9 protein-coding genes are annotated in these 10,600 nt (G+C 69.1%); 4 read left to right on the top strand and 5 right to left on the bottom strand.

Features of this window, described 5'->3' with window-relative positions; all coding sequences use genetic code 11:
* From AX744_RS10380 to purM, 3 genes are all read right to left on the bottom strand, one after another.
* The coding region (locus AX744_RS10380) for an MFS transporter (RefSeq protein ID WP_061016737.1) at nucleotides 1-970 on the bottom strand (970 nt) is incomplete at its 3' end.
* Nucleotides 967-2,439, bottom strand: a complete 1,473-nt coding sequence (gene purF, locus AX744_RS10375; protein ID WP_058631642.1) for an amidophosphoribosyltransferase — start codon at nucleotides 2,437-2,439, stop codon at nucleotides 967-969. The genes purF and AX744_RS10380, both read right to left, overlap by 4 nt.
* A 6-nt stretch (nucleotides 2,440-2,445) precedes the next feature.
* Nucleotides 2,446-3,561 (bottom strand): phosphoribosylformylglycinamidine cyclo-ligase, encoded by a 1,116-nt coding sequence (purM, locus tag AX744_RS10370; protein ID WP_046746859.1) that lies wholly within the window; start codon nucleotides 3,559-3,561, stop codon nucleotides 2,446-2,448.
* 248 nt (nucleotides 3,562-3,809) lie between these two features.
* Between purM and AX744_RS10365 the strand changes: the two genes are divergently transcribed.
* Genes AX744_RS10365 through AX744_RS10350 form a run of 4 tightly spaced genes read left to right on the top strand, consistent with a single transcriptional unit; the run spans nucleotide 3,810 to nucleotide 8,105 of the window.
* Nucleotides 3,810-5,345 carry an amino acid adenylation domain-containing protein gene (locus AX744_RS10365; protein ID WP_061016735.1) on the top strand — a complete coding sequence of 512 codons (1,536 nt, stop codon included), beginning with the start codon at nucleotides 3,810-3,812 and terminating at the stop codon, nucleotides 5,343-5,345.
* On the top strand, nucleotides 5,342-6,634 hold the full coding sequence (locus tag AX744_RS10360; protein WP_061016733.1) for a hypothetical protein: 1,293 nt from the start codon (nucleotides 5,342-5,344) through the stop codon (nucleotides 6,632-6,634). Before AX744_RS10365 ends, AX744_RS10360 begins: the two co-directional genes overlap by 4 nt.
* Nucleotides 6,631-7,455 carry an enoyl-CoA hydratase/isomerase family protein gene (locus AX744_RS10355; RefSeq protein ID WP_061016731.1) on the top strand — a complete coding sequence of 275 codons (825 nt, stop codon included), beginning with the start codon at nucleotides 6,631-6,633 and terminating at the stop codon, nucleotides 7,453-7,455. Before AX744_RS10360 ends, AX744_RS10355 begins: the two co-directional genes overlap by 4 nt.
* Before the next feature lie 44 nt (nucleotides 7,456-7,499).
* The gene (locus tag AX744_RS10350) at nucleotides 7,500-8,105 is read left to right on the top strand and encodes a zinc-binding alcohol dehydrogenase (protein ID WP_082108549.1); all 606 of its coding nucleotides are present in this window, start codon (nucleotides 7,500-7,502) and stop codon (nucleotides 8,103-8,105) included.
* A gap of 3 nt (nucleotides 8,106-8,108) precedes the next feature.
* Here the strand turns inward: AX744_RS10350 and AX744_RS10345 are convergent, their stop codons facing one another.
* Nucleotides 8,109-8,423 carry a hypothetical protein gene (locus tag AX744_RS10345; RefSeq protein WP_058631637.1) on the bottom strand — a complete coding sequence of 105 codons (315 nt, stop codon included), beginning with the start codon at nucleotides 8,421-8,423 and terminating at the stop codon, nucleotides 8,109-8,111.
* Between the two features lie 105 nt (nucleotides 8,424-8,528).
* The coding region (locus AX744_RS10340; protein ID WP_197429213.1) for an HtaA domain-containing protein at nucleotides 8,529-10,600 on the bottom strand (2,072 nt) is incomplete at its 5' end.

Below are 10,600 nucleotides of genomic sequence, written 5' to 3'. Positions count from 1 at the left end.
CCAGTCCCGCCGCCACTGCCACAAAGAACAGGGGCCTGGTGGCCTGGAAACGCACCACGAGCACGGGGACGAGCATCGAACACGGCAGACCCACCAGAGCGAACAGCGACAGCAGGAACCCTGCCGTGGCCGGGGTGACGCCGCCGATGTCGACGAGCATGGTGGGCAGCCACGCGAAAGCGACGTACGCCATGGTGGACGAGGTGCCGAACACGAGAGCGAGCGACCAGGCCAGCGGCAGCCGCCACAGCCGCCCGAACGCCTTCGGGTTGGCGGACTGGGTCGTGATGGGTCCGGTGGATGCGGCCACCGCGTCGCGGACGTCGTCCACGCCGTCGGTCGGATCCGGGACAAGCAGCTCCGTGGTCATCGCGCGGTCGTCGGGCTCGGAGTGTGAACGCACCAGCAGCGTGATCCAGGGAACCAGAGCGAGAGCGGCCACCACACCCCACATGCCGAGCGACACCCGCCAGCCGAGACTGTCGGCGACGGGAACCGCGACCAGAGGTGGCAGGAACGTCGAGACGGCGAGCGTGGTCGAGTAGGCCGTCATCATGACGCCGAGACGGTCCGCGAAGTACTTCTTGACCAACGGCGGCAGCAGCACGTTGCCGGAACCGACACCCGCGAACACGAGAGCGGTGGCCGCGAGCAGGCTCGTCGAGTCCTGCGCGACGCCGCGCAGGAGCATGCCGGCCGCCATCAGCGTGATCGCGGCGACGGCCATCCGCTCCAGACCGAACCGCCGCTCGAACAGGGGCGTGAGCAGACCGAAGATCGCGAAGCACACCGGAGGCGCGGCACCGATCAGACCGATCACGACGGGCGAGACCGGGAAGTCCGCGGCGACGTGATCGATGACCGGCGACAGGGAGGCGACCGCGGAACGCAGCGAGAACGCCACCAGGACGATCCCCACGAGTGCGAGAGCCCGACCCTGCCACAGCGGTCGTGCGCTCGGCATCGTCATGAAGTCTGCGACCCCTCCACCCAGGCGAGATACTCGTCGGAGACCGTGCCGGTCACATATCGACCGTCGAAGCAGCTCATGTCGAGATCCGTGAGCACGGAGCCCTCGGTGATCGCGGCCTTGAGGTCTTCGACCTCCTGATACACGAGGTGGTCGCAGCCGAGCTCGTCGGCGATCTCGGGGATCGTGCGTCCGTGGGCGATGAGCTCGTGACGGGACGGCATGTTGATCCCGTAGACGTGCGGGTGCCGCACGGGCGGTGCTGCCGACGCGAAGGTGACGGAGGCGGCTCCGGCATCCCGCGCCATCTGGATGATCTCCTTGGAGGTCGTTCCCCGCACGATCGAGTCGTCGATGAGGAGCACGTTCTTGCCCTGGAACTCGGTCGACATCGCGTTGAGCTTCTGGCGGACGCTCTTCTTGCGCACCGCCTGCCCCGGCATGATGAAGGTGCGGCCGACGTAGCGGTTCTTGTAGAAGCCCTCGCGGTACTCGATGCCGAGCTTGCGGGCGACCTCCATCGCGGCGGGGCGCGAGGAGTCGGGGATCGGCATGACCACGTCGATCTTGTCCATCGGCACATGCTTGGCGATCGTGTCGGCGAGCTTGTCGCCCATGCGCAGACGCGACTCGTAGACGGAGATGCCGTTCATGACGGAGTCGGGGCGGGCGAGGTAGACGTACTCGAACGCGCAGGGCGCGAGCGTCGCGGCGGTGGCGCACTGCTGGGAGAACAGCTCGCCGTCGTTGGTGATGAAGACGGCCTCACCGGGCTCGACCTCGCGCACGACCTCGTAGTCGCCGTTCTCGAGCACCAGCGACTCGCTCGCGACGACCCACTCGTCCTTGCCCTCGGCCTCTGGGACGGTCGAAGGACGACGGCCCAGGATCAGCGGGCGGATGCCGAAGGGGTCACGGAAGGCGAGCAGACCGTATCCGGCGATCACCGCGATCACCGCATAGGCGCCCTCGATGCGCTCGTGCGTGCGGGCGACGGCCTCGAACACCCGCTCGGGGTCGAGGTCGACGGTCGAGGTGGTGTTCTGCAGCTCACCCGCGAGCACGTTGAGCAGCAGCTCGGTGTCGCTCGAGGAGTTCAGGTGGCGACGGTCGCGCTTGGCCATGTCGGCCGTGAGCTCACGCGTGTTGGTGAGGTTGCCGTTGTGGATGAGGATGATGCCGTACGGCGCGTTCACGTAGAACGGCTGCATCTCCTCCTCGTTCGAGGCCGTGCCCTTGGTGGCATAGCGCACATGACCCAGACCCACGTTGCCGAGCAGGGCGCGCATGTCTCGGGTGCGGAAGGCCTCGCGGACCATGCCCTGTGCCTTGGCGTTGTGCATCACGCCGTTCGCCTCGGCGGTCGCGATGCCCGTCGCATCCTGGCCGCGGTGCTGCAGCAGCAGGAGTGCGTCGTAGATGTCCTGATTGACCGGGGCAGAGCCCACCATTCCGACGATGCCGCACATGGGCTCTTACTTCGCTCCGTCCGCATAGGCGCCGACGAGGCGCACTGCTCCACCATCGACGCCCTTGGCGCCCTGTTCGAATTCACCGGCTGGACGCGGGCCGAAGCCCACGGTCCCGACCTGCCACGAGGGCATGCCCTCGGCGTTCAGAGCGGCGATCGCGGCGTCCTTCTTGTCCGCGGCGACCACCGCGAGGAATCCGATGCCGAGGTTCCAGGTGCCCTCGGCAGATTCCAGCGTGGAGCCGGCGATGTCGCTGAGCACACGGAAGACCGGACTCGGCGACCAGCTGCTGCGGTCGACCTCGGCCCAGCTGCCCTGCGGGAGCACGCGGGCGAGGTTCGCCGCGATGCCGCCGCCGGTGACATGGCTGAGCGCGTGGACGCCGCCGGACAGCTGCTCGATCAGGCGCAGCAGCGGAAGCGTGTACAGGCGGGTCGGCTCGAGGAGCGCCTCGCCCCACGTGGTTCCGAAGTCAGCGGCGTTGTCGCCGTAGGAGATGCCGGCACCGGTGATGATGTGCCGCACGAGGGAGTAGCCGTTGGAGTGCAGTCCGCTGGAAGCCACGGCGATGACCGCGTCGCCATCCTGCACGCGGTCGGCGCCCAGGATCGCATCCGCCTCGACCACACCCGTCGCCGCCCCCGCCACGTCGTAGTCGCGCGGTCCGAGCAGACCGGGGTGCTCCGCCGTCTCGCCGCCGACCAGAGCCGTGCCGGTCGCGGAGCATGCCTCGGCGATGCCGCGCACGATGTCGGCGATGCGCTGCGGATAGACCTTGCCGCACGCGATGTAGTCGGTCATGAAGAGAGGCTTCGCGCCCACCACCACGATGTCGTCGACGACCATGCCGACGAGGTCCTGGCCGATCGTGTCGTGCTTGTCGATGGCCTGCGCGATCGCGACCTTCGTGCCGACGCCGTCGGTACTGGTCGCGAGCAGCGGACGACGGAAGTCGCGCAGCGCGCTGGCGTCGAACAGGCCGGCGAATCCGCCGACACCGCCGAGCACTTCGGGGCCGTGCGTCGCGCGTACGGAGGACTTCATCAGCTCGACGGCGAGATCACCTGCAGCGGTGTCGACGCCGGCTTCGGAATAGGGGTTGGTGGGGGAGGCAGCCACGCCCCCAGCCTACCGCCCGGAGCAGGCCACTCTCTCCGCGAAGTCCGAGGCGGGACCTTCGGCGGTCCGGACCGGTTCCGGGTCGACATGATGACGCCCGAAGTTACGAGACCCCTCGGTTCCTTACCGTTCTGAAAGAACTCCCCCCACCCGCCGAGGCGCTCCTTAGCGTTGGCGCTCACGCCCCGATCCGTCGTCGTCCTTCCGGCCACGGGATCCGCATGCGGGGCGGAGGGAAAGGACACTCGATGACCGATTCGATCGCCCCTGCTGCCTCGGCGGCCTCACCCGCGCGTTCGGCCGCGCACGAAGTACCGGACTCGACCGTCACCGCTCTTTTCGAAGCGCGAGTCGATCGGCAGCCCGACGAGACGGCGGTGCGGCACCTGTCCGCCGCGATGACCTACGCCGAGCTCGATCGAGCCGCCGAGACACTGTCCGCGCGGCTGCGTTCGCGTGGCGTCGGACGCGGTGACGTGGTGGGCGTGTTCGTGCAGCGTTCGATCCCGATGGTCATCGGCATCCTGGCCGTGCTGAAGACCGGCGCGGCGTATGCCCCCCAGGATGCACGGATCTCCCCACGGATGCTGCTCGGTCGAGTGGCGGCCTCATCGCGCATGCGCATCGCACTCACGACCGAGGAGTTCCTCGACGCCATGCCGGACGCCGTCGACGCGATGGTGATCGACACCGCCCTGATCGACGACACGCAGCTCGACGACACAGGAGCGGTCATGACGCGCGCATCCGTGGACCGGCGCGCGTCGGACGTCTGCGCCGTGATCTACACCTCAGGCACCACGGGATCGCCCAACGGCGTCCAGGTCACGGACGGCAACCTCGTGAACCTGTTCCGCAATACCCCGGGTGATCTGGGCATCGGCCGAGGGACGACGGTCGGCCAGGTGCTCAACATCGCGTTCGACATGGCCATGTGGGAGATCCTCGGAACGCTGGTCAACGGTGGAACTCTGGTGATCCGCGGCTCCGACATCGCCGAGACCGCCGAGCAGGTCGATGTGCTCATCGCGACGCCCAGCATCGTGAGCACCCTCTCGTCCGCACGCTGCCACGCGCGCACCGTCGTCGTCGCCGGCGAGCGCTGCCCACAGGCGCTGGCCGACGAGTGGGCGGCGGAGCATCGCTTCCTGAACTCGTGCGGGCCGACGGAGATCACGATCATCAACACCCTCGTGGAGCATGTTCCCGGCCGAGCACTGTCGATCGGGACCCCCGTTCCCGGCACGACGGTCTATGTGCTCGACGACGAACGGCAACCGGTTCCCGCGGGGGAGATCGGCGAGATGTGGGTCGGCGGCGCCGGCGTCACCCTCGGGTACATCGGTGATCCGGAACTGACGGCGCAGCGCTATCTCCCCGATCCCTTCTCTGCCGACGGCGGGCGGATGTTCCGCACCCGCGATGTCGGCCGCTGGACGTCTCGCGGCGAACTCGAGCACCTGAGCCGCACGGACGACCAGGTGAAGGTACGCGGATTCCGCGTCGAACTCGATTCGGTGTCGCGGGCGCTGGAGACGAGCCTGTCCTGCACCACGGCGGTCACCGTGCAACTCGACGCGCGACGCCTCGGGGCCGTGATCACCCCGGCGAGCGCAGACCCCGAGGCCGCACGGGCCGCCGTCGCCGCGCTGCTTCCGTACTACTGCGTGCCGTCCGACATCATCACCGTCGATCGGATCCCCCTGACGGCACGGGGCAAGGCCGACCGCGCGGCGGTGCTGCGCATGATCGATACGGGCGCACGACCGAGGCGAGTGGCATGACCGGCGTCTCACTCTCCGCAGCGACGCTCGACACACCGCCGGTCCCGGGCCGGTGGTCCCGGCTGCGGCGGTCCCGCCGTCTCAGGCCGTACAACCGTCTCGCGCTGGCGACCGTCCTGCTGAATCTCGTCGCGTGGGCTGCGAATCCGTCTCCGACCGCGGAGCAGGCATTCGTCGTCGCCGGTGTCAACGTGTTCGTGGCGGCGATCGTCCGTCAGCAATATGTGATCAACGCCCTGTTCCGGCTGGCGACGAGCATCCGCTCCACGGCCCCGCTTCGCGTGAGGTGGGGTCTCGGCAAGATCTACAGCTTCGGCGGGGTGCACGTCGGCGCCGCCGTGAGCGCGACCGCCTGGTACGTCGCGTTCTGCGTGCTCACGATCTCCGACGGGCCCTCGCCTCTGTTCGCGATCACCGCGGTCCTGGGCTCGTCGGTCCTCATCGCGATGCTCGTCACCGCCCTGCCGCCCCTGCGTGCGCGATGGCACGACGCCTTCGAGGTCACGCACCGGTTGGGCGGTTGGCTGCTGCTGGTCCTCGTCTGGGTGCAGACGGTCGCGACGCTCGTCGACGCGCAGGCCTCGCTCCTGCAGGTGCTCTCCTCCGCTGGGCTCTGGCTCCTCCTCGCCACGACGGTGAGCGTCGCGCTCCCCTGGATGCGGCTGCGGAGGGTCCCGGTCGACATCTCGACACCGTCGAGCCACGTCGCGATCGCCCGGTTCGACTACGGCGTCACCCCGTTCGCCGGGTCCTCCACGTCGATCAGTCGCAATCCGCTGCTCGAATGGCACTCCTTCGCGAACGTGCCGTCGCCCGGCGAGCCGGGTTTCCGGCTGACGATCTCGCGCGCCGGCGACTGGACGAGCAGATTCATCGACGACAAGCCACGATACGTGTGGGTCAAGGGCATCCCGACCGCCGGCGTCGGCAACATCGACAAGCTGTTCCGGAAGGTGGTCTGGGTGGCCACCGGCAGTGGCATCGGTCCGTGCCTGCCGCATCTGCTCGCCGGCACGGCGCCGGCACACCTGGTCTGGTCTGCACGCGCTCCGCAGAGCACCTACGGGACCGAGCTGGTCGCCGAGATCCGCAGGGCCGTCCCCGATGCCCTCGTCTGGGACACCGCCTCCGACGGCAAGCCCGACCTCCTCGCCCTCGCCCGCCACGCCGTCACCACGACAGGAGCCGAAGCAGTGATCTGCATCTCGAACAGCACCACCACCTGGTCCATCGTCGAAGGACTCGAACAGCAGGGGATCCCCGCCTTCGGCGCGATCTGGGACTCATGAACGGCGATCGGGAGACCATGGAGCACAGCTACGAGACGATCGAGGCCATCGCGAAGGGTCCCGTCGCCCACATCCGGCTGCAGCGACCGGAGCGGCGGAACGCGCTGTCCGCCCTCATGCTCACCGAGCTCGGTCGCGCCTTCCGCACCCTCGAGCACCTGACGCTGTCCGGCATCGTGCTCAGCGGAGCCGGGTCCGCGTTCTGCGCCGGAGCCGACATCGGCGAGTTGCACGTCGCGCGGGTGTCCGACGACCCGGCCGCAGCAGGACGACGGATCGCCCTGGCAGCGAAGTCGCTCCTGTCGCAGATCGAGGATTCGCCGTGCCCGACGATCGCGTGCGTCGACGGCCCCGCGGTAGGGGGCGGCCTGGAGCTGGCGCTCGCCTGCGACACCATCTACGCGACACCGGATTCTCACTTCGCTCTGCCGGAGCCGACTCTCGGCCTCCTTCCCGGCTTCGGGGGAGTTCGGCGACTCGTCGAGCGGGTGGGGCCAGGACTGGCGGCGGAGATGGTGCTCACCGGTCGGGCCTTGAACGGTGTCGGGGCGCAAGCGCACGGCCTCGCGACCCGTCTCGCGCCGAGGGACGGCGTCCTGCGCGAGGCGGTCGCTGCTCTCTCGTCCGGACCACGCCGCTCGCGCGCCGCCACCGCGATGGCCCGTCAGGCGCTGCGAGCCGCTGTGCAGGAAGACAGGAGCACGGCCTTTGCGGAGGAGACGCGGTTGTACGGCATCGCCTTCACGCATCAGGACAGAGACAAGGGCATCCGGGCATTCCTCGCCAAGCGTCCACCCGAGTTCTCACCCGACGACATATGAACCCGGAGGGCCGCCGCCGTCGACCATCCGCCTACGATGGGGCCATGGCAGACAAGCCGCAGTGGCTCATCCGCGAAGACGCGAGCGTTCCGGTGCTCGTCGCGCTCGCACTGCGGCAACAACTCGGGATCCGGGTTCCCGAAGACCTGCCGAGCCTGCGGGAACTCGCCGTCCGCGCCCCCGATGCCGCCGACGCCTCGCCCGATCTCGAAGCGCAGTGGCGCCACTACTGGGACATGACCGTGGAACCTCGCGCCCACCCCTCGGATGTGCCGCTCGAACTCATCGACGGATTCGACACCCTGGTCGCGCTGCCCGCCCGCGGTGCCGAGGAGCTGATGGCGGCGATCGCACCCCAGGCGACGTCGGCCCTGCTGTATGCGCGTGCCGCGCACGACAGGTACGTGACCTCGATGAAGAGCCATACGGGCGGCGATGCCTACCGCGCGTATGCCAGCGCGATCGCGGAGTTCGAGCGCGAGGTCGGTCGCCGGGCCCACTCGTTCGAGCTGAACGTGCAGGTGCTGCCGTTCTCGCAGCGCGGTATCTGGTGGATCGGGGCTCTCACGGTCGCCGTGACCGATGGACTGCGCCGCGATGTCGTGGCATTCGATGCCGCGATCCGTCCGGTGATCGCCGAGTTGGCGTAGCGGTCAGTCCTCGTCGACGACGGTCTCGCGGTCGACCCGCACGACCCGGTCATGGCGACGGGCGAGACGCTCCAGGATCAGGCCGACGACGCCCCCCAGGGCGATCCCGATCGGGACCGTCCACAGCAACAGGAAGCCGAACACCTGGCCGGGCGGGTAGACGATGTCGAGGGCCTGAGACTCGTCGAAGCTGCCGGTCCAGGTGAGGATGCCGGCCGCGATCACACCGACCACGACGCCGATGCCCATGAGCACGCCGTACCGCGGCACGCGGCGCACGGTCGCTTCGACGGTCTGGTGCGAGTCGGTGGGGGTCATGTCTCCATTGTCCCACCGACGACGGCCGCCGTGCACCGGTGTCACGAGCGGCAGAACGGCCCTCCCCACGTCTGCTGCGGGGAGGGCCGTTCCGTGTCACCGCGATCAGACCTCGGTGGTCGTCTCGGCGGTCTCCGCCACCCGGTTGCGACGGGCGATCAGCACACCGCCGGTCGCAGCGAGGGCGACCACGACCAGGCCACCGACGATCCACGGCCACACCGGAGCACCCTCGGCGTCGGCGGGCTCTTCCGCGGCAGTCACCACCGCAGTCGCCTCCGAGTCGGATTCCGGCTTCTCCGCCTCGACGCCGCAGTCCGCGCCGACCGGGATGACAGCCGTGACCGGATCGAGCTCCTCCCCCGCGGCGTAGGTGCCGAAGGCTGAGGCCCCGGCCTCGGTCAGCGTCGTGGGGATCGCGTCGAGCGTCAGCGCGCCGTCGACGACTGCGGCATCACCGAGGGCGAACTCCGCGAGGCGGACCCCCTTCTGATCGATGCTCTCCCCGCCCTGCGTCGTGCCGGTCACGTCGAAGACGAGGTAGCCCTTGTCTCCCGCGAGTTCGACCGCCGCGTTCGCGAGTGTCGTGTTCAGCGCGCCGTCATGACCCGTGAAGGTGATGCTGCCGCCGAAGGTGATCAGGCCGGCGAGGCTCTCGTCGTCCAGGGATCCCGCCCCGTTCCCCCACACGTAGTCGGGGTACTCATAGGTCACGTCGGTCAGGGTCCAGCCCCCCTTCGCGATGCCCTCGATGTAGGTGCGGAACGACTCCTTGTAGCCCCACTTGAGCGTGGCGCCCTCCACCGTGCAGACGCCGATCGCCGCCGTCGCCCTGTTCAGGGTGAACACCAGACCACGGTTGACGGAGCCCTGGAACGTGAGCGTGTGCTCGCCGTCCTCGAGGGCGGCGGGAAGGGCACCCGACCAGGTCGCGACACCGTTCTCATCGGCCGCCACCGTGTCGAGGAGCACGGGGGTCGAGTACACGACGACCTTGATCCCCTGCTCGTTCGCCCGGAATCCGGATGCGGACACCGTCGCGGGCTGCCCCGCGGCGAGTGCGGCCAGAGCGGCCTCGTCGGCCTCGATTCCCGCGGTCGCCGGCGGGGTCGACGGCAGCGTGACCTTCGGCTTCACGACCGCCGCGGCGACCGTGCCGCTCGATCCGGCGGGCGCTGAGGCGACCGAGCCGATCGTGAAGGTCACCGGGTTCAGTGCCGTGCCGTAGCCCGAGAGCACCCGATCGCGTCCCTCAGCGGTCAGCGCCGCGGGAGCCGCCGTGTAGGTCACCGCGCCGTTGGCAGCGACGCGCGCCGCCCCGGACAGATCGAGCGTCGCGAACGGCACCTGCGCGCCGCCACTGGTGACGTACAGAGTCGCGGCGTTCGTCGAGGTGATGCGGATCGACGGGTTCGAGACCGTCACGTCCAGCACGCCCTGGTGTCCGGTGAAGCGCACCGATCCGCGGTACACGACGCTGCCGAGACCGGTGTTCACGTCGAAGTCGCCCCCGACGGTCTGGCCGAACTGGAACTGACCGCCGGAACGGGTCGCGCCGTCGGAGACCGCGATGGACCCCTTCGCGATGTTGCCCGTGATGTAGTCGGTGAACGACGAGGAGATGGCCCAGCGGAGGGAGCCGCCCGGAACGCTCGCCGCCGGAGCGGTCGGCGTGACCGGTGTGCCCGGTGTCTCCGGTACTTCAGGGTTCTTCACGTCGAGCAGGGCATCCCACTGCGCCGGCGTGATGGTCACGGTGGAGCGCGCGTAGATCGTGCTCGCATCGGGCATCGAGTGCTGCTTCCACACGATCACCTCGTACGACTTCGTGCGGTCGAGGTTCTTCGCCGCGGTCGTGAGGTCGACCGCGAAGGCACCGAACGTGACCTTCTGCACATACTGCATCGCGAGGAAACCGCCGTCGGCGCTCACCTCCGCCTCGGTCCCGGCCTCGATCAGTGCGACGTAGGCGCCGGGGATCTCGCCGAGGTTCGTGGCTGCCGCGTTGACGGTCAGGCCGTCCTTCGCCGTCGCCGTCTTCACCGTCGTCGTCGTCGGCCCCGCAGGGAACAGCGTGTCCCACTGCGCGCCGGTCACCGTAACGGTGCTCCGCCCGTAGATCGTGCTCGCATCGGGCATCGAGTGCTGCTTCCACACGATGACCTCGTACGACTTCG

The sequence above is a fragment of the Microbacterium sp. CCH5-D1 genome, from assembly GCF_001557335.1.
In the GTDB taxonomy this organism is placed as follows: Bacteria; Actinomycetota; Actinomycetes; order Actinomycetales; family Microbacteriaceae; genus Microbacterium; species Microbacterium oxydans.
The sequence above is the reverse complement of the archived record's forward strand: the minus strand, read 5'-3'. Positions and strand labels throughout refer to the sequence as shown.